This is a genomic window from Leptotrichia sp. oral taxon 879 str. F0557, from assembly GCF_000469385.1.
In the GTDB taxonomy this organism is placed as follows: Bacteria; Fusobacteriota; Fusobacteriia; order Fusobacteriales; family Leptotrichiaceae; genus Leptotrichia; species Leptotrichia mesophila.
Map to the genome: position 1 here is coordinate 1 of NZ_KI271329.1, position 21512 is coordinate 21512.

Genomic DNA, 21512 nt, shown 5'->3' on the forward strand with positions numbered 1-21512 from the left:
AAACAGTTTTGCCAGTACAGAAAAATGCTCCGACGGATTAATTTATAATAAACGTTATTTAAAAAAATAAGAATTATATCTTAAATTACTTGAAAACATCAGGTTTATATAATTTATTAGAAAAGTTTGTAATAAATTCGTTATTTAAATGGGGATTAGTGCATAGCACTTTCGCCAATATCTAAAATTATAATTTGAAGAAATTAAAATAACTATCATTGCGAAAAAGAGCATGACGTTTGATACCCTTACGTTAAAAAGTTTAAAAATATAAAATATAAATAGGGAAAATAAACATTAATAAGTAAATCTTTAATAAAAACTTTTTATTTCAAATATTCTAAAATATTTTTTAATTGTAATCCTATTCCTATTTTTAAACTTTCCTCATCAATATTAAATTTTGGATGGTGCAAATCGTAAATTAAGCCTTTTTCTTCCACTCTTGTTCCTAGTCTAAAAAAACATCCAGGGATTTCATTTAAGAAATAACTAACATCTTCAACATCCATTCTAGGCTGTTTTATTAATTTCAGAGCATTTTTGCCGTATAAGTCGACAATATTATTTTCTACTCTTTTTGTCATTTCTTCGTTGTTAATTACAGGAGCATAGCCACGCTTAATATCCACATTTACTGTTCCGCCTAGTGATTCTACAAATTTAGGCAGGTCTTTTTCAAGTGTTTCGATTATAAATGTTCTTGTTTCTTCGGACATTGTTCTTGCAGTTCCTTTCATTTCCACTTTATCGCATACCACGTTATCAGCAAAGCCCCCATTGAATGCTCCGATTGTAATTACGGATTCTTCTCTTGGATCAATTCTTCTGCTAACTATTGACTGCAAGAATTCCATAACTTTTGCTCCGATTAAGATTGCATCAACTCCTTTGTGAGGCAATGCAGCGTGTGCAGAAAATCCGTTTATTGTAAGATGTATTCTTGCTGATGAAGCATGTGCCTTTCCATACTTTATCCCAATTTTTCCAAGTTCTATTTCTGGAGCCATGTGTAATGCAAAAAAGACATCTATTTTTCGATTTTCATCATTTTCAAATTTTAATGCTCCATTTTTTATCATTCTATCAGCACCGCCAGTTGTTTCTTCTGCTGGCTGAAAGAAAAATCTCACAGTTCCATGCCATTTATCCTTGTTATCTGCCAAAATCTTTGCTACTCCAAGCTGAATAGTTGTATGTGCATCGTGTCCACAAGCATGCATTTTCCCAATATTTTTTGACTTGTATTCAACTTCATTTTCTTCGAAAATTGGCAATGCATCAATGTCTGCACGAGTCGCAACTGTCTTGTTTTTCATATTTTCATTATCATTGTAGATAGTTGCAACCACTCCAGTATTTATAATTTCAAAAAATTCAATCCCATTTTCTGTCAAAAATTTCTTTATTAATTTGCTCGTTTCAATTTCTTCATCCCCAAGTTCAGGATTTTCGTGAATAGTTCGTCTAATCTTTACCATTTCATCATAAATTTTATCAACATTTTTATTTATAAACTCATTAATTTTAAACAATTCCATTTTTCCCTCATCCCTTTCTAAATCTCTGTTTTTTTATAATTTTATTATATCAAAAAATATTGCCTTTGTAAATTTTTGAAAAATAAATGATAATATTTTAAATTGTAATATAATTATATAAATCGCAATACTGATTACGGCATCAAATTTATAGTGTAAATTTTTATTATAGATTTACCATTCATTTACAGAATACAAAAGAGCAAGCCTGATTTGTGTTAAAAGCTCTTCCGAAAGGTTATCATATTCAATTTCAAGCCCTTTTTTATGTGCATAATAAGTAGGGCTGTCATTCCAGGATCCCATTCCACCAAAAACATCAGAAATATCTGAGGCATAAAAAAGGTGTTTGTTAATTTTGGGTAATTCAGAAAAATATAGTCCATAAAAAGTTTTTTGTATATTTTCAACCTTTTCTCCATTTAAAATATCAATAGCTTTTCTAAAGATATTTCCAAAATTTTGAAAATCAATTTTATCAGCTAAAATAGCTATTCTATTCAATACATCTTTAAAATTTTCGGTATTATCATAAAATTTAGGTTTTGATTTTAGAGGAAGTTTCCATTCATGTTCTGTGTAAATAATATACCATTCATTATTGTAATCTTCCCATTTTGGAGTAAAATAAGTAACTAATTTATTGTCAAAAAAGCAAACTATACTAGCTTGACTTATATTAGTAAAATTAAGAGAATCACTATCTTTTATAGGTAGAGGAATTAAGAACTTAATATTTTGTAATCCTCTATCAATACAATAATCAAACCATTCTTCAATACTTTTAGCCTTATATTTTTTATTATTAAAAAATATGAAAGTAGCTTTTTTTTCGTAATATACAGGTTTATATTTAATTCTGCTTCTTTTTTTTAAAGCACTTTTAGTAGCCAGCACAATATTACATATTTGCGCTATTTCACCATTCATAAAATTAACCTCCATCTTATATTATCTGTTATTTTATTTTTTATTGTATAACAAATCTAAAGTCATAAAATAAACAAAATTTTTACTGTATAATTTATTTTACTACAATTTCAAAAAAAATTAAATATATGTACTTAAAGAAAAAAACTATAATAATATCATAGAGAAATTTAAATAAAATTTCTTAAATATATGCTATAATTAAGTATATTAATCAAAATTTATTTGAAATAGATTTAATATTCAAAAAATATTAAAAAGGAGCTGTTATGAAAAAATTAAATTTAAGAATAGAAGAAAAAGAGTGTATTTTGTATATAAAAGAAAATAAAAACCCAGACTACATTTTGATACAGCCTGTAGACGAAAATGATATCAAAGTTCTAGAAAATGAGGTTAAATATATTTCTGAAAATACAAATAAAAATTTTAGTCTTATTGCCTTTAAAATAAACGACTGGAACAGCGAACTGACTCCGTGGGAAATGCCACTTCTTCGTGGAAAAGGTAACTTTGGTAATGAAGCAGATAAAACATTAGAGTTTGTAAAGGATAAACTGATTCCGAGTTTGGCAGAATTTATAAATATTCAAGATAAGAATGTGAAATATATTTTAGGTGGATATTCTCTTGCTGGGTTATTTTCACTGTGGAGTGGTTATGAAACTAATACTTTTTATGGAGTAGCAGGTGTTTCTCCTTCTGTGTGGTATGAGGGCTGGATAGATTTTGTAAGAAATGCTGAACTAAAGGCAAATAATGTATATTTGAGTCTTGGAAAACTGGAAGAAACTTCTAAACATAAAATATTAGCTAAAATTGGTGATAATATAAGGGAATATTCTGAAATATTGAAAAATTCTGGAATTGAAAAAAGTATTTTGGAATGGAATGAGGGAAATCATTTTAATAATTCAGATATACGAACTGGAAAAGGATTTGTTTGGATTTTAGAAAATTGTTAATTTTATTAATTTAAATCCCCTAAGGGTAGAGGCAGAGGTGAAATTCGAGATTCTTTGACTATCTAGTTAATCTGTAAACAATGTACAAAAGAACTAGAAGTCTAATAAGTTCATCGCTATTTACTGCTCTAAACCTCCTTATAATAGAATATGAGTTTACTGAACTCTTTGTTATTATAACAAAAAAAGCTAGAAAATTCTAGCTTAATTTGTCAGTAATTTTATTCTATTATAAGTTCCCCTTAGGGTTTTTAACAACTTAATTATATCATATTTTAAAAAAAAGTCAATTAGTCAAAAAAACATTTTTTTATATTTATAACTCTATATTTTTATGGTATACTGGTAATGGTAAAGTAATAGTTTATTTTTAGGAGGAAATGTAATGAAAAAGTTGAAATTAATAATGATTTTATCGCTTTTAATGGTAGCAGGAATTACAGCTTTTGCAGAAAAAGCGACTAATAAAAAAGTTGAAAAAAAATCGGTTGTATTTATTGGAGCAACAAAGGAAAAATGTATGAGTTTAAAAAACAGTAAAATTTATCAGACTGAGATTACAAGTACAGAGTGGAAAGAGGAAGGGCCTTTGGAAGAAGATGCTAATGCTAGATTTAGTGGTTCCAGTACAGCTAAGGCTTCGGCTCCCGCACATTGTGTAGTTAGAGGGGAAATTGAAAAGAGAAAAGGGGCAGATGGGAAAGATTACTCGATTGGTTTTGAATTAAGACTGCCTTCGAAATGGAATAATAAATTTCTGTTTCAAGGCGGAGGCGGATTGAATGGAACTGTTTCACCAGCAGTTGGAAAAGCTCGTCCATCAGGGTCAACAGCAACACCTGCTCTAACTCGTGGATATGTAGTTGTAAGTACTGATAGCGGACATTCAGGCTCAAGAGATACAAGCTTTGCAAAAGATCAGCAGGCAGTTTTAAATTATGCATTTCAATCTACTGGGAAAGTTACAAATGTTGCAAAGCAATTAATAGAAATAATGTATAGTAGTCAACCAAAACATAGTTATTTTATGGGATGTTCAAATGGTGGTCGTGAAGCAATGCAGGCTGCAATGTACTATCCAAATGAATTTGATGGTATTATAGCTGGGAACCCTGGATTTCAGATTATCAAAAGCAGCGATTGGTGAAGTATGGGATAATAATCAATTTTTAAAATATGCACCTATTGATACAAATGGTAATAAAATAGTTGCAGAGGCTTTGACAGAGGAAGATTTGAAGGCTGTTGCAGAAGGTGTAGTTGAAAGATGTGATGCTAAAGATGGATTGAAGGATGGAATTATAAACAGCTGGGAAAAATGTGACTTTAAACCTGAAATGGTTGAGAAAAAAATTGGTAAGAAAAAAGTTGATTTGCTGAATGCAATATTTAAAGGTGCAAAAAACAGTAAAGGAGAAAATGTCTATGCTTCCTGGCCTTATGATGCGGGAATAAGTACAAGAGGTTGGCGTATGTGGAAACATGGTACTTCAAAAACAGGAACACCAAATTCAATGAATTTCATGATGGGTGTGTCAAGTTTGAGTGATTACTATATGAAACCTGCAAAACCTGGAATGAAATCAACAGACTTTGATTTTGACAAAGATGTTGCCAAGACAAATGAAATTGGTGGATTAAATGATGCTGATAAAACGGATTTGTCAACATTTAAAGCTCGTGGTGGGAAAATGATTATTTATGAAGGTGTATCAGACCCAGTATTTTCAGCCCATGACATTAGAGATTGGTACAAAAAATTAGTGGGAAATATGGGAAATGTTGATAATTTTGCAAGATTATTCATGGTTCCTGGAATGAATCACTGTGGTGGAGGTCCTGCAATGGAAAACTTTGACGCGTTAACAGCCCTTGAAAAATGGACAGAAAATGGTGTTGCTCCAGATTACATCGTCGGAAAAGCTGGGAAAGAATATCCAGATCCAAATAAAGAACAGCCACTTTGTCCATATCCAAAGGTAGCAACTTATGTTGGTGGGGACAAGAATAAGGCAAGTAGTTTTAAATGTGAATAAACAATAAAAGTGTAACAAAAAAATGATGTTTTGAATTAATTTTCTCTACATCATTTTTATTTAATATTTCTGATATACTACTCATATGAAAGGTTTCTCCTTAATGTGGTTTTGGTAGGCTTACATTATATCAGAAACCTTTCTTTTTTTGTATATTCTTGTCACATATGTATTATCTCACAACACAAAAAATATTTTCTTAAAAGTATTCAAAACTTCAAAATATAGATTTTTTGTTATATTAGTATATAGTAAATTCATCAAAAATATGCGAAATTTAGATAGTTTCAAGCGTTTATTCATGATTTCTAGAATAAATTGTTGCGATAGATATCCTATGATGGAAAATTTTGATGTGCTAACAACTATTGAAAAATGAACTGAAGAAAATATGGCACCAGATTGTCTAGTTGGAAAAGCTGGAAAAAAATATCCAGATTCAAATAAGGAACAGCTATTTTGTCCATATCCAAAAGTAGCAACTTATGTTGGTGGAGACAAGAACAAGGCAGAAAATTTCAAGTATAAATAATAAATATAAAAATGATGTTGAAAAAATTAAATCAAAACATCATTTTTTATTAAAAAAAAGTGAGAAAGGGTATTGACTTTTTTAAAAAATAGGTTATATTAGTAGTAAGATATATATAGGAACGTTCTCATATAATTAATTAATTAGATTATATTGATAATAAGCTACGAAAGACACTATTTAATGAGAACACTCCTATTAAATAGAAGGAGGAAATTATGATTTTAAAAAAGAAAGATAACAGCTAATCAGGAACGCTTCTATAAATAGATGACAAAATTTTGATTCTTGAAAAAGAAGTAAAATAGGTAACTAAGAACGCTCCTATGAATAAAAAGAGAAATTGTAATTTGTGGAAAAAATCAAAAAATTAAACTGGGAGCGATTCCACAAATAAAAGGAGGAAATTATGATTCTTGAAAAAGAAAGAAAACAAGTAATTGAATATTCTCTTAAATTGTTGTCAGAAGGACTTACAAACGGGACAGCTGGTAATGTAAGTATTTTTAACAGAGAGAAAGGGTTGGTTGCAATAAGCCCAACTGGAGTAAACTACTCAGAATTAACTCCAGAAATGATTTCAATAGTTGATTTGGACAAAAAACTTATTGAAGGATTAAAACCCTCAAGTGAATTAGAAATGCACATGATTTTATACAGAAATCGTGAAGATGTAAATGCTGTTATACATACCCACCCAGTGTACACTACAGTATTAGCATGCTTGAGACAAGATTTACCAGCAATTGATTATATGATTGCTGTAACAGGAGCAACAAAAGTAAAATGTGCTGAATATGCTTCGTATGGAACAAAGGAACTAGCTGAAAATGCCTATAAGGCAATGGGAAACAGTCTTGCAGTAATACTCGCAAACCATGGATTGACAACAGCTGGAAAGGATATAGCAAATGCTTTCAATATAACAGTTCAGGTAGAGTATATCTCTAATTTGTATATAAAGGCGAGAAATATAGGAGAACCTATTATATTACCTGATAACGAAATGAACAGCATGCTTGAGAGATTTAAAACATACGGACAAATAAAATCTATAAAGTAGGTGATTGCATTGGGAAAAAAAGCAGTTCTGGCATTTGATTACGGAGCTTCGTCAGGAAGATTGGTTTTGGGTATTTTAAATGAGGATACTAAGAAAATAGAATTGAAGGAAATGCACAGATTTAAAAATTGCTCTGTTAAATTAAATCAATATGAATATTGGGATTTCCCTTATTTATACAATGAATTAAAAGAAGGATTAAAAAAAGTATTTTCGAAGGAAAGTATTGTTACTAGTGAAAATATTGAGGTTCTAGGATTAGGTGTAGATACTTGGGGAGTAGATTACGGATGGATTGATGAAAGAGGAGAATTATTATCGCTTCCTATATGCTATAGAGACACAAGGACAGAACAGGTTTTTGAAGAAGTTCATAATAAAGTTTCTCTTGAAGAAATATTTAATGAAACAGGAGTTCAGTTTTATTCTTTTAATTCAGTTTATCAAATATTTTATGATATACATAAAAGAAAAGTTCTTGAAAAAGGAGCAAAACAGCTTCAATTTATGCCAAATTTATTTGCATATTTTCTTACAGGAAAAAAATCGTGGGAATATACAATCAGTTCCACTAGCGGAATGGTAAATATTGATAATAAGAAATGGAGCAAAAAAATATTTGAAAAGTTAGATATTCCTGAAAGCATTGTTGGAGATATAGAACATGGAGGTCAAGTTCTTGCACCATTGAAGGAAACTATTCAGAAAGAACTAGGAATAAAACCTTTGAATGTAATCTTGACTGCATCTCATGATTCAGCAGCCGCAATAGCAGGAGCACCATTAGTAGAAAATTCTTTATATGTAATAAACGGAACATGGTCAATAATTGGTTTTGAATCAGATGTTCCCGTTGTAAATGAAGAAGCTTTTAAAAATAATATTGTAAATGAAGGCGGAATAGAAAAAAAAGCAAGAGTGCTGAAAATGATACCAGGTTTGTGGATACTGCAACAGCTGAAAAAAATATTTAATGAAAAAAATCTTGATATAGATTATTCAGATTTTGGAAATATGGCTAAGAAATCAAACTTGATTTCATTTGTTGATTTAGAAAATGAAAGATTTTTACACGCTGAAAAGATGGACGTTGAAATAAAAGCATATTGCAAAGAAACTGGGCAAGAAGTTCCAGAAACAAATGAAGATTTACTAAGAGTGGCATACAACAGTTTAAAGAAACAGTACAATAAGGGTATAGAGGAATTAGAAAAACTGGTTGGAAACAAATTTACTTCAATTATAGCAATTGGAGGAGGAATACAGGATAAATTCCTATGTCAGGAAATTTCAGATGAAACAGGTAGAGTAATTAAAGCAGGGCCAATAGAAGCATCAGCGTTTGGAAATATAATAACACAGTTTATTGCTCTTGGACTTGTTAAAAATTTAGAAGAAGGAAGAGAAATTGTAAAAAATTCTGTAGAAATAATAGAATATAAATCTAAAAGAAAGGAGGAAAAATAAATGGCTGAAAAAATACTGGAAATGAAAAATATAGTTAAAACTTTTCCAGGAGTAAAAGCTCTGGATCATGCTTACATTGATTTGTATGCTGGAGAAGTAAATGCTTTTCTAGGAGAAAACGGTGCTGGGAAGTCAACATTAATGAAGGTTCTTACTGGAGTATATCAAAAGGATGAAGGTGAGATAATTTACAATGGAAAAAGTGTAAATTTTAAAAATCCTAAAGAAGCGCAGGAAAATGGAATAAGTATAATTTATCAGGAATTTAACCTGCTTCCTCATCTTTCAGTTGCAGACAATATATTTATTACAAGAGAATTCCAAGGGATGAAAGGGATTGTAAATGAGACTAAACAAAATGAAGAAGCTCAAAAAATTCTGAATCAGCTAGGATTAAAAATATCACCTGAGGAAAAGGTAATGAATTTAAGTGTAGCAGAACAGCAAATGGTGGAAATAGCAAAAGCACTTTCAACACATGCAAAAATATTGATTATGGATGAACCAACTGCAGCTCTTACAGACAGGGAAATTGAAAAACTTTTTGAAGTCATTGAAAATCTTAAAAAGGATGGTGTAGGTATAATTTATATTTCACATAGGATGGAAGAACTTAAAATAATTGCAGATAGAGCAACAGTAATGAGGGATGGTAAATATATAGACACTGTGAATTATAAGGATACAACGAATGATGATTTAATAAAACTGATGGTAGGTAGAGATATAACTGAACAATATCCTGCAAGAAATGTTGAAATTGGTGAAGCTTTGCTAGAAGTTGAAGATTTGTCATATAAAAAACATGTAAAGGCAATAAATTTCTCAGTTAAAAAAGGAGAAATTTTAGGTGTTGCAGGATTAATGGGATCTGGAAGAACAGAAATGGCAAAAGTTATTTTTGGAGCCTATGAAAAATCAGGTGGAAAAGTCTTCATGGAGGGGAAAGAGGTACATATAAAAAATCCTAAGGAAGCAATAAAGTTAGGTATCGCATATTTGACAGAGGACAGAAAAAAAGATGGACTTTTTCTTAATTTATCAATAGAAGACAATATTATGATTGCAAATTTAAATTTAGTATCAGATAAATCAGTCTTAAACAAAGATAAATCTGAAAATATAACAAAGAAATACATAGAAAAAATGAAAATAAAAACTCCATCAAAAGAACAATTCACAAAAAATCTGAGTGGAGGAAATCAGCAAAAGGTTATATTGGCAAGATGGCTTTGTCAAAATAAGAAAATAGTGATATTTGATGAGCCTACTAGAGGAATAGATGTAGGAGCGAAAAGAGAAGTTTATAATCTTATGAATGAACTAGTTGAAACAGGAGCAGGGATTATAATGATTTCATCTGAATTACCTGAAATACTTGGAATGAGTGATAGAGTAATGATTATGCATGAAGGGAAAATAGGTAATATAATAGATATAAAAGATGCAACAGAAGAAAGAATACTATATTTTGCGACAGGAGGAATAAATAAATATGAAAAAGAATAAAATAATGCAACAATTGGTTACATTTGCCAGTTTAATAATAATGATAATATTTTTCTCAATAACATCCAGTCAGTTTTTTTCAATAACAAATTTCATGACAATCGCTTTACAGACTGCTATCATTGGAATTATAGCTATAGGAATGACATTTGTAATAATAACAGGAGGTATTGATTTATCAGTAGGTTCCATTGTAGCTTTTTCAGGAGTTATAATGGGAATGGCAATGAAAGCTGGAATTCCTACAATTCTAGCAATAATTTTAGGACTAGTAAGTGGTATAGCATGTGGAATAATAAATGGACTATTAGTATCTAAAGCTAATCTGCCTCCATTTATAACTACTTTAGGTTTAATGATGATTACTAGAGGACTTGTCTTAGCAATAACAAACGGAATCCCAGTTTCAGGATTAAACGATGGTTTTGATAAATTATCAGGTGGAACAGTATTAGGTATTCCAAATCCAGTAATTTATCTAATTATAATAACAGCAGTATTCTCATTTGTACTGAAAAAAACAGTCATTGGAAAATATACTTATGCAGTTGGAAGTAACGAAGCTGCTTCAAAACTTTCAGGAGTAAATGTAGATAAAATAAAATTATTTGTATATGGATTAAGTGGTTTTCTATGTGCTATTTCAGGAATTCTTCTTGCATCAAGATTGATTTCAGCACAACCTACTGAAGGAACAGGGTACGAAATGGATGCCGTTGCCGCAGTAGTAATCGGTGGTGCGAGTCTTATGGGAGGTTCAGGATCAATTTTAGGAACAATACTAGGAGCCTTTATAATGAGTACATTGAAAAATGGGCTTAATATGCTTAATGTATCAGGATTCTGGCAACAATTTGCCATAGGAGTAGTAGTACTTGTGGCAGTATATATAGATAGTTTAAAAAATAAAAAATAAATTTAAAGGAGAGATTTCTTATGAAAAGGTTATTATTATTTTTAGTAGTATTTGCAGCGATTCTTAGCTGTGGAAAAAGTGAAGACAAAAAAGATGCTGGAGCAGGACAAGCAGCAAATTCTGGAGGCAAAATTAAAATTGAATTGGTAAGTAAAGGTTATCAGCATGAATTTTGGAGATCAGTAGAAGCAGGAGCTAAAAAAGCTGGAGAAGAATTAGGAGTAGAAGTAAACTTTATTGGACCTGAAAAAGAAACTGAAATTGGTAAACAAGTAGGTATGGTTGAAAACGCAATTAACAAAAAAGTATCTGCGTTAGGAATCGCGGCTCTTGACCCAGATGCATTGGCAGTAGTAGCAAAAAAAGCTATGGATGCAAAAATACCAGTTGTAACATTTGATTCAAATGTAAAAGGTGATATTACATCAAGTTTTATTGCGACAGATAATAAAGTTGCAGGAGCAATGGCTGGAGAACAACTAGCAAAACTTATAAATGGAAAAGGTAAAGTAGCAGTAGTATCTCATAATCCTGGAACAACAACAGCTATAGAAAGAGAAGCTGGATTTAGGGAAGCATTGGCAAAATATCCAGATATTAAAATATTAAATACACAATTTAGTGATGGAGATAAATCAAAAGCATTGGCAATAACTCTTGATATTATCAATGCAAATCCAGATATTGCAGGAATTTATGGAACAAACGAACCTTCTATTTTTGGTGTTGCTAAAGGAGTAGAAGAAAAAGGGTTAACTGGTAAAGTAGCTCTAGTAGGAATAGACTCATCTGAAGATTTAGCTAAATTCCTTGAAAAAGGAGTTATCTCAGGACTAGTTATACAAGATCCTTACAATATGGGATATCAAACAGTACAACAATTGTATAAACTTTCAAAAGGTGAAAAAGTTGAAAAAAGAATAGACACAGGAGCAATTCTTGTAACTAAAGAAAACATAAACAATCCAGATATTACTAAAAAGATGTTTCCTTTTGGAAGAAAATAAATAAACAAAAATTTAAGGAGTGAGACTAATGAACAGATTAAGAGGAGAACTTCCTAAAGTAGGAATTCGACCTGTTATTGATGGAAGAAGAAATGGGGTTAGAGAATCTTTAGAAGAAAAAACAATGGGGATGGCAAAAAAACTTGCAGAGCTAATTTCTTCCACATTAAGACATCCTAGTGGAGAACCTGTAGAATGCGTAATTTCTGATACAACAATTGGAGGATTTTCTGAAGCAGCAAAATGTAATCAGAAATTTAAAGATCAGAATGTCGGATTATCAATAACTGTGACACCTTGTTGGTGCTATGGAAGTGAAACAATTGATATGACACCTGATATTCCAAAAGCAATTTGGGGATTTAATGGAACAGAAAGACCAGGAGCAGTTTATCTTGCAGCAGCATTGGCAGGACATGCACAACTAGGATTTCCTGCATTCGGAATTTATGGACACGATGTACAGGATTTATCTGATGATTCCATTCCTGACGATGTAAAAGAAAAATTGCTGAAATTCACAAAAGCTGGATTGGCTGTTGCAACAATGAAGGACAAATCTTACTTATCTGTAGGTGGAGTTTCCATGGGTATAGCAGGATCTATGGTGAATAGCGAATTCCTTCTAGATTATTTGGGAATTCGTCCTGAATTCAAAGATATGAGTGAAATTACTAGAAGAATACAAAATGAGATTTACGATAAGGAAGAATATGAAAAAGCTTTGAAATGGGTCAAAGAACATTGTAAAGAAGGACTAGATATAAACAAAGTTTCTAGAACAGAGGAAGTTAAAAATAAAGAATGGGAGACAGTTGTGAAAATGACTCTTATAATAAGAGACATGATGATTGGAAATCCTAAATTGGCTGAAATGGGATTTGTTGAAGAATCTGAAGGAAATAATGCAATAGTATCAGGTTTCCAAGGACAAAGACAATGGACAGATTTTATGCCTAATGGTGATTTTTCTGAAGCTATATTAAATTCATCTTTTGACTGGAATGGAATAAGACAAGCTTTTACAGTTGCAACTGAAAATGATGCTTTAAATGGAATATCTATGCTGTTTGGACACCTTTTAACTGGAACTGCGCAAATATTTGCAGATGTTAGAACTTATTGGAGTCCAGAAGCTGTAGAAAGAGTTACAGGTAAAAAATTGACAGGAAAAGCTGAAAATGGAATAATTCACTTAATTAACTCAGGGTCAGCTACGTTAGATGCAACTGGAGATCAAATAAGAGATGGTAAACGAGTTATGAAACCATACTGGGAAGTTACAGAAGAAGAAGTTAACAATGCCTTAAAATCTACAAGCTGGCCTGCAGCAGATTATGATTATTTCAGAGGTGGAGGATTCTCTTCTTGCTTCCTTACAAAAGGAGAAATGCCTGTTACAATGTGCAGAATAAATCTTGTTAAAGGGCAAGGGCCTGTACTTCAAATTGCTGAAGGATATGCAATTGACATAGACAAAGATATTCATGAATCACTTGATAGCAGAACAAATCCAACTTGGCCAACAACTTGGTTTGCACCTATACTTACTGGTAAAGGAGCATTTAAAGATGTTTATTCTGTAATGAATAACTGGGGAGCAAATCATGGAGCAATATCTTATGGACATATAGGTGATGAACTGATAACACTAGCATCTATGCTTAGAATTCCAGTATGTATGCACAATGTAAATCCTGACAGAATATTCCGTCCTAAAGTTTGGGCAAGTTTTGGAGACATGAATGAAGAAGGTGCTGATTACAGAGCATGTGAAAATTTTGGACCAATTTATAAAAAAATAGGTAAATAAAAAATATGTAAATGAAGGAGTAAAAAAATGCTTAAAAACATACCTAAAAATTTAAGTCCAGAATTACTGAAAATATTATGTGAAATGGGACACGGAGATGAAATTGTGATAGGAGATGGAAACTTTCCTGCAGCAAGTCATGCACAAAAACTTATTAGATCAGATGCAAGCGGTGTAGCAGAACTTCTAGAATCAATACTAGAAATATTCCCCCTTGATACGTATGTAGAAAGTGCAGTTTCATTAATGAAAACAGGAAGTGAGTATGTAGGAGAACCTGAAGTATGGAGTGTTTATAGAAAAACTTTAGAAAAACATGAAGAATTTAAAGACTTTGAATTTGTAGAAAGATTTGAATTTTATGAAAGAGCAAAAAAGGCATACGCCATAATTGCCACATCTGAAGAAGCTATTTATGCAAATGTTATTTTAAAGAAAGGAATTATAAAATAACGTATAAATAACAAATATCAAAATAAGGGAACACGATTTTATAGATTTTTTAAGCTTTAAATTTTAATCTTTAAATTGTGTTCTTTTTATCAATTATAAATATTAAAATATTATTTGATAAAAAAACTGTATAGTTATATAAATAAAGAAAAAGATAGCATAAATAATAAATTCATGGTATTATATTTTTGAACAGGAACACTAAGAAAGGATCTACATATCATAAATTAATCTATTGCATCAAATTTAGAAAATAATTTTATCATTTTCAAAAAATAAAAGATATAAAAATAGAAAGTTCTAAACTAATATTGAATATTTACTATGGTTAAATATAATGTAATATTTGCTAATGAATTGATATAAAAAAATAATATTTATGATTTAAGGAAGTAATATAATGAAAATAGAAGAAATAGCTAAATTATCAGGATTTTCAAAATCAACAGTATCTCGTGTAATTTCAAATAATGGTTATGTTAGTAAAGAAACAAAAGAAAAAATATTGAAAATTATTGAAGAGGTAAATTATATACCAAATGGAATCGCTCGTTCCTTGTCTAGCAATAAGTCAAATACAGTAGCTGTAATTATACCAGATATTCAAAATTCATATTTTGGAGATATAATAAAAGGAATTTCTAACATAATGGATAAAAATAATTTACATATGCTTGTTTACAGTACTGATGAGAATATAAAAAAAGAAAAAAAAGTATTTCAAAATGTAATTGAGCAAAGACCAAGTGGTATTATCCTTTCGGTATCTCTTCAGCATCATAAAAAAAAGGATATAAAAGTATTACTTGATTCTGGTATTCCTTTTGTTTTATTTGACAGACAAATTTTTGATGAAACATTTACAGGAGTATTTTTTGATGATATAAAAGGTGGTTATTTAGCAACAGAAGCACTAATTAATTCAGGACATGAAAATATTGCGATAATTACAGGTCCTTTTTCTACAACAAATGGATTAAACAGATTGGAAGGATACAAAAAAGCAATGTTGGAAAAAAACCAAAAAGTATCTGAAGAAAATATATATGAAGGGAATTTTCACTTTGATAGCGGATATGAAAACACAAAAAAAATTCTTGAAAAAAATAAGAAAATAACTGCAATCTTTATATGTAATAATGAAATGACTTTAGGAGCATTACAAGCAATAAGAGAAAAAAATCTAAAAATACCGGATGACATAGCAATAGTATCCTATGACAATCATAAATATTTTGAAATATTAGGAATAAATATAAGTGCAATAAATAGAGATATAGAGGAAACAGGAGTAGAAATAGCAAAACTTTTACTTGAAGAAATGAAAAATAATAACAGAAGTAAGAAAATAGTTATTGTATCTCCTACCTTAATTCTCAGAAATTCGGAAAAAGTAGTAAAAATTAAAGATTAAGAATAATAGCGATAATATGAATATTCTTACTACAAAATTAAAATAAAACTAATATAATGGCTGTACTATATTTCAGAATAAAAATAGGAGAAGTTAAGAGAAAATTATTTTCAATAAAAATAACAATAAATATAAAAAACATAATGAGAATAAGAAAAGGTTAAAATTTACTTCGCAATATTATCATTTATCGGAATATTAGTAACAAAACTGTCAACTACAATGAAAAACAGAAATTCAGGAAAATTCAGGACTGGATGTATAAATAACACAACCTATAAACTGTAAATACATCCAGAACTTTTTTAGCAAATTTTTTTAATATTTTATATTTGAATTATTACATTTTTATAAACATAGCTATTTTATTTAGTCTAATTCTTTTATTTTATACACTTTCTTCTTATCCTTTATTTTATATCCGTTATCATTTTCATTATAATGTTTATCAAGAGTTTTTACATCTGCTTCCTTAAAAATTTTACCTTTGTAATAGGTATTATTCTTATCTTTTGCATAATCATCATCAAGAATTTGAAAAGTATCAATATCAACATTTTTACTTTCTAATGGAACAAATTTTGTATTATTATTTTCATCTTCAGTAAAATAGTACAAATCTTCATTTTGTTTTACTAAAGAATAGTCTATTACTTCAAAGTTTTTAGGTTTGAATATTTCTACCTTTTTATTTTTATAATAAATATTATTTTTATCCTTAAAGAAATCATTTTTTAAATATTCAAAGCTATTTACATCCACTCCATTTACTTTACGAGTTTCATAATATACTCCCATTTTATCTTTTCCAATAGAATACCCTTCAGGTTCAAAAGTTTTTATATCAGCACCTTCTATTTTTTTGAAATGATAATAAACGTTATTTTTATCTTTTGAATATTCAGAATAATTTTCGATAGGTTGTAAAGTTTTTAAATCAATTTCTGGAGAAATTTCAACTTTTTCAACAACAACTTCATTTTCTTTTTGATAAAAGGAATATACTCCATTTTTATCTTTTACATGTGTATAATTTGCGAATGGCTCAAAAGATTTTGAATCAATTCCTTTCATTAGCATTCCTTCGTAGTAAACTCCATTCTTATCTTTGTAAAAATCTCCGTTTAAATCTTCAAATGTCACAGGGTCTAAGCCCTTTATCATCTTCCCTTTGTCATAAACAGCATTTTTATCTCTTCCTAATGCATAGCCTTCTATTGCTTCAAAAGTTTTTGCATCTGCCCCTTTAACTTTTTTTACATCGCCATCATAATTATCATAATAATAAACATTATTTTTATCTCGATAATATTCTTTCGATACTTCTTCAAAGCTATTTATATCGGCATTCTGAATTTTTTTCACTTCTTCTCTTCCAAGATAATAAACCCCTTTGTCATCTTTGATAATAAGTTTATTTGAGCCAACAACTTTAAAAGTTTTAGGATTTACACCTGTTATTTTTTTATTTAAAAAGTATAAGTTATTTTTATCTTTCCCGTATATAGAATCTATTTTAAAACTGCCGCTATCTGCACTCTCTAATTTTTTTATTTCAATATCGATATTATAGTTATCATTTCCCGCATCCTCTGCATTTTCGACATCAATATCTGAAATTTTCTGTTCACTTTCTTTATAATTAATAAAATAAACGTTATTTTTATCTTTTAAGTAGAAAAGCATCGTCATGTTTTCTCCGTCCACGACTTCTAGAGTATTCATATCTATTCTAGCAGGTTTTATTGATTTTATCGTAATTTCTCCATTTTCATATTTATCAAAAGTATAAATACCATTTTTATTAATTAGTATAGTTGGTACGTAAAACTGAACAATAACTTTACTTTTTTCTGGACTAAATCCTTTAATTTTTATAATTTCATTATTTGTAATATAAAAAACATTATCTTTATCTTTTACAATAAAAGGATTTTCAATCTGAAAAGAATTCACATCTACATTTTCCAGCTTTTTATTCTTATAGTAAACATTATCCTTGTCTTTCGCAAAATTATCATTCTCTTCAAAAATTTTAAAAGTCCTAAAATCAATATTTTTCACAACTTCTTTTTTCTCAGAATCTTCCACTGTGTCAATAAAATAAATTTTATTTTTCTCTTTAAAATACCCTGCATTTACAACACTCCCCACCAAAATAAACAAAAGCAGAATTTTTAACAAATGTCCTTTAATGTTCACAACAACTCTCCTTTTTTATTCTCAAGTTTTTGATTTATTAACAATTCAAATAAAATAATTTTTATTGTTTAATCTCCATTTCCTCCTCAAAGTCAACTGGATTTTTCCCTTCCATTTTCTTCCCTTCGAAATAAACGTTATTCTTATCTTTTCCGTATTTTCCAGTCATTGTTACCCTAAAACTGTCTTTATCTGCTCCATTTATTTTTACAAATTTATTTCCATCCATAAAATAAACGCCATTCTTATCTTTGAAATAATAGGAACTGTCCATTGGCGAATAAATTCTTTCAAGAGTTTCTAAATCAATGCCTTTACTATCCAATCGAGTTACTTCTATTGTTTTTTTGTTATCTTCAGTTTCAGTAAATTTATAAACACCATTTTTATCAGATAGTATTATTTCATACCATAATCCGCCATCAAAATAACTAAAATTATCAGAGCTGATTCCTTTTAATTTTTTTCCTTTATAGTAAACGTTATCTTTGTATTTTATCCACGTTCCCTCCAGTTCTATAATTGACCATTCCTCATCTCTATTTTCAATATCTTTAAAATCCATTCCAACTATCTTTTTACCGTTAAAATAGACATAATTTTTATCTTTGTAAAAACCAGCATATTCTACTTTTTCAAATGAACTAGCCTCTGCCCCTTCTATTTTTTCAAATTTATCCACGTCAAAATAATAAACATTTTTGCTATCTTTAAAATATCCCAAATCTAAGTTTTTTAGATTTTTGAAATCAATTTTTATATTGATTGGAACTATTTTAAATTTGTATTTTCCCTCGTCTTCTTCAATTTTATAAATACCATTTTTATCCCTTATAAGATTAGCCCGCATTTTTTCAAAAGTTTTTGCATCTATTTCTTCTAATTTCTTATTATTTAGATAAATATAATCTTTATCTTTTGAGAAATTACCATAACCAGTATAACTTGAATCTAAAATTTCAAAAGTTTTTAAATCAGTATTTTCTATTTTATAAAGATTATTATCTGATTCATAATAAACATTATTTTTATCTTTATAATAATAGTCATCAATATGTTCAAAAGTTTTTAAATCTAATCCTTTTATATTTATTTTTCGAGTCTTTATTTCTATATTTTCATTTTCTTTTTCAATATCTTCTAAGAAATACAGTCCATTTTTATCTTTTACAATATTGGAACTAATTTTTTCGAAAGTTTTTGCATCGATTCCATTCAATTTTTTATTTTTATAATAAATATTATTTTTATCTTTTGCAAAATTATAATCCAAGTCTTTGAATGTTTTCAAGTCAACATTTTCTATTTTATGTAAATTTCCAGAATCCTCGTAGTAAATACTATTTTTATCTTTAAAATAATAATCGCTATCATCAATTTTTTTAAAACTTCTTAAATCCAATCCTTTTAAGTTCAACTTTCTAGTTTTTATTTCTGAATTTTCATTTTCTTCTGAAATATTTTCCAAAAAATATACTCCATTTTTATCTTTTATCATTTCATAGTTCAATGCTTCAAATGTCTTTGGATCAATTCCATCCACTTTGTACCCAAAGATATAAAGATTTTTATCATCTCTTGCAAAATTACCATTAATAATTTCAAATGTCTTTGGATCTGCATAATTCAATTTTTCAAGTTTCATTTTGTCATCTCTATCGTTCAAAAAATATATGTTATTCTTATCTTTGTAATATTTGTTGTAAAAATCCCCCAAAAATTCAAAACTCGGAATATCAACTCCTTTTGTATCTAAAACTTCCACTTTATAAGTAATTCCATCACTTTCTCTATCCAAATAGTAAACATTCTTATAATCTTTCACAAAATTAAACTCATTATCTAATATTTCAAACCCTTTGGAACTCACACCTTCCAATTTTTGATTTTCAATAAAAACACTATTTTTATCTATTGAAATAATTCCAAGCTCGAATGTAGATGGATCTGCTCCTTTCAATATTTTTAAAGTTTTCTTCTCACTATTTTCATCTGTGTCCACATAATAAATAGCATTTTTATCTCTATAATAAAATCCTTCATAAATATTTTCAAAAGTCACAACATCAATATTAAGATTTTTAATCGGCTTTATTTTAACTTTATCGTTATTATTTATAGAAATTTCATAAACATTCTTCTTATCTTTCAAATAAATATCATTAAAGATTTTAAGCCCATCTAGTCCTACAAAATCCAATTTTTCTCCCAAGTAATAAACATTTTTACTATCCACTCCATAATTTCCGTTTACAGCTTTAAATGTGTTTTTATCAACATTTTTCACAATCTTTACTTTTCCATCTTCATCATTCACAAAGTAAACATTTTTTCCATCTCTCAAATAATTACTAAAAGTAGAATTTCCATCATCCAAGTATTCCAAATTATTTACATCGATTTTCAAATTAATTTTCTCAAGTTTTCCATCAGAAAAATGATAAATATTATTTTTGTCCTTTATAAAATCACGCAATTTAATCATTTTTTCAGCATTTTTAACATCAATATCGCTTTTAATTTTTTTCAAGTCATTATCTGAATGATAATAAAAACTATTTTTATCTTTATACAAATCAGACATCTCAAAATATTTAAATGTATCAAAATCAATATCCAAGGTATCTATTTTCTTTATTTCAAATCTTTCATTATTATCTGAATCCTTTTCATTTACAGTCATCAAATAATGGTCATTGCCACTTTGAAGAATATAGTCGTTATCTCCTAATTCTTCAACAATTTTAGCATTATTTGAAGGAATCCCATCTATTTTTTCCCCAAAATAATAAACTCCATTTTTATCCTTCCCAATTTCATTATTCAAAATATCAAAACTATTCCTATCAATATTTTTCAACACTTCCAAGCCAGAATTATAATTAGAGTCAGAATAATCATTTTTTAAAGCAAAAACATTATTTTTATCCCTAAAATAGTAGCTCTCTCCCATTCTCTCAAAAGTTTTTGCATCTGCATTTTCAATGTCTTTATGCCTATCAATATAAAAAACTCTATTCTTATCTTTCGCTATCCCATAGTCAAAATATTTAAAACTTGCAATATCTACATTTTCCAGCTTTTCTCCTTCGTTGTAAACATTATTTTTATCTCTAGCAATAGAATATCCTAAAATTTCAAAAGAATTCCTATCCGCTCCTGTTATTTTTTTCAGATTATCTTTATCCATATAAACATTGCTTTTATCTACATAATAATCTGTGTAGGAATCTTTATCGTTCTCTAAAACTTTAAAACTTTTCACATCAAGTCCGTCAATCGAAACTTTTCTCGTTTTTATTTCACTACTTGAAAAATAAGGAAACGAATCAGTTTCAAATTTATACAAATTTTTGTCATCTTTCACATATTTTGTATCCAAAATCTCAAATTCTTTAGGCGAAACATCTTTTATCTTTTTTCCAAGAAAATAAGCATTCTTGCTATCTTTCCCAAAAAATCCAATTGTTTCCATTTTATCTTCTCCTACATTCTCAAAAGTCTTCGCATCCGCACCTTTCACTTTCAACTTAATTTCAAGATATGGCATTTCATAATAAACTTCCCCATTTTCCTTTAAATATTCCGCATTTGCAATGCTTCCTGCTAGGATAAATAAAATTAATATTTTTAATAAATTTTTTCTTTTCATGCACTTACTCCT

Annotated in this window: 16 protein-coding genes; 12 read left to right on the forward strand and 4 right to left on the reverse strand. The window is 28.9% G+C overall.

What is annotated here, in order from left to right:
* Positions 1 to 326: 326 nt before the first annotated feature.
* Together HMPREF1552_RS05895 and HMPREF1552_RS05900 are read right to left on the reverse strand one after the other, a co-directional pair.
* Entirely contained in the window at positions 327 to 1541 is a 1215-nt protein-coding gene (locus HMPREF1552_RS05895) for a M20 family metallopeptidase (RefSeq protein WP_021744201.1), read from the reverse strand.
* Between the two features lie 174 nt (positions 1542 to 1715).
* Positions 1716 to 2471: a hypothetical protein gene (locus tag HMPREF1552_RS05900; RefSeq protein WP_039901293.1), complete on the reverse strand. Its 756-nt coding sequence runs from the start codon at positions 2469 to 2471 to the stop codon at positions 1716 to 1718.
* Between the two features lie 269 nt (positions 2472 to 2740).
* Between HMPREF1552_RS05900 and HMPREF1552_RS05905 the strand changes: the two genes are divergently transcribed.
* The 12 genes from HMPREF1552_RS05905 to HMPREF1552_RS05950 all read left to right on the forward strand — a co-directional run bounded on the left by HMPREF1552_RS05905 (position 2741) and on the right by HMPREF1552_RS05950 (position 15646).
* Positions 2741 to 3436 carry an alpha/beta hydrolase-fold protein gene (locus HMPREF1552_RS05905; RefSeq protein ID WP_021744203.1) on the forward strand — a complete coding sequence of 232 codons (696 nt, stop codon included), beginning with the start codon at positions 2741 to 2743 and terminating at the stop codon, positions 3434 to 3436.
* Positions 3437 to 3821: 385 nt separating this feature from the next.
* Positions 3822 to 4583, forward strand: coding sequence for a tannase/feruloyl esterase family alpha/beta hydrolase (locus HMPREF1552_RS12895; RefSeq protein ID WP_255349263.1), 762 nt, complete (start codon positions 3822 to 3824; stop codon positions 4581 to 4583).
* Positions 4584 to 4656: 73 nt separating this feature from the next.
* Positions 4657 to 5472 (forward strand): tannase/feruloyl esterase family alpha/beta hydrolase, encoded by an 816-nt coding sequence (locus HMPREF1552_RS12900; RefSeq protein ID WP_021744205.1) that lies wholly within the window; start codon positions 4657 to 4659, stop codon positions 5470 to 5472.
* Between the two features lie 391 nt (positions 5473 to 5863).
* On the forward strand, positions 5864 to 6004 hold the full coding sequence (locus HMPREF1552_RS12555) for a hypothetical protein (protein ID WP_021744206.1): 141 nt from the start codon (positions 5864 to 5866) through the stop codon (positions 6002 to 6004).
* 409 nt (positions 6005 to 6413) lie between these two features.
* A complete protein-coding gene (locus tag HMPREF1552_RS05915; protein ID WP_021744207.1) occupies positions 6414 to 7067 on the forward strand; it encodes an L-fuculose-phosphate aldolase in 654 nt (217 codons plus the stop codon).
* A 9-nt stretch (positions 7068 to 7076) separates the two neighbouring features.
* Complete coding sequence (locus HMPREF1552_RS05920; protein ID WP_039901294.1) at positions 7077 to 8534, forward strand: rhamnulokinase family protein; 1458 nt, start codon at positions 7077 to 7079, stop codon at positions 8532 to 8534.
* The gene (locus HMPREF1552_RS05925) at positions 8535 to 10043 is read left to right on the forward strand and encodes a sugar ABC transporter ATP-binding protein (protein WP_021744209.1); all 1509 of its coding nucleotides are present in this window, start codon (positions 8535 to 8537) and stop codon (positions 10041 to 10043) included.
* Positions 10030 to 10959: an ABC transporter permease gene (locus HMPREF1552_RS05930; RefSeq protein ID WP_021744210.1), complete on the forward strand. Its 930-nt coding sequence runs from the start codon at positions 10030 to 10032 to the stop codon at positions 10957 to 10959. Before HMPREF1552_RS05925 ends, HMPREF1552_RS05930 begins: the two co-directional genes overlap by 14 nt.
* Positions 10960 to 10979: 20 nt before the next feature.
* Positions 10980 to 11966, forward strand: coding sequence for an ABC transporter substrate-binding protein (locus HMPREF1552_RS05935; RefSeq protein WP_021744211.1), 987 nt, complete (start codon positions 10980 to 10982; stop codon positions 11964 to 11966).
* Positions 11967 to 11994: 28 nt separating this feature from the next.
* Positions 11995 to 13779 (forward strand): L-fucose isomerase, encoded by a 1785-nt coding sequence (locus HMPREF1552_RS05940; RefSeq protein WP_021744212.1) that lies wholly within the window; start codon positions 11995 to 11997, stop codon positions 13777 to 13779.
* A 27-nt stretch (positions 13780 to 13806) separates the two neighbouring features.
* Entirely contained in the window at positions 13807 to 14232 is a 426-nt protein-coding gene (locus tag HMPREF1552_RS05945; protein WP_021744213.1) for an RbsD/FucU family protein, read from the forward strand.
* A 400-nt stretch (positions 14233 to 14632) separates the two neighbouring features.
* Entirely contained in the window at positions 14633 to 15646 is a 1014-nt protein-coding gene (locus tag HMPREF1552_RS05950) for a LacI family DNA-binding transcriptional regulator (protein WP_021744214.1), read from the forward strand.
* Between the two features lie 369 nt (positions 15647 to 16015).
* On the opposite strand, the gene HMPREF1552_RS05955 is transcribed toward HMPREF1552_RS05950, so the two are convergent.
* Positions 16016 to 17848: a DKNYY domain-containing protein gene (locus tag HMPREF1552_RS05955; protein WP_021744215.1), complete on the reverse strand. Its 1833-nt coding sequence runs from the start codon at positions 17846 to 17848 to the stop codon at positions 16016 to 16018.
* Between the two features lie 61 nt (positions 17849 to 17909).
* Complete coding sequence (locus HMPREF1552_RS05960) at positions 17910 to 21500, reverse strand: DKNYY domain-containing protein (RefSeq protein ID WP_021744216.1); 3591 nt, start codon at positions 21498 to 21500, stop codon at positions 17910 to 17912.
* Positions 21501 to 21512: the final 12 nt, after the last annotated feature.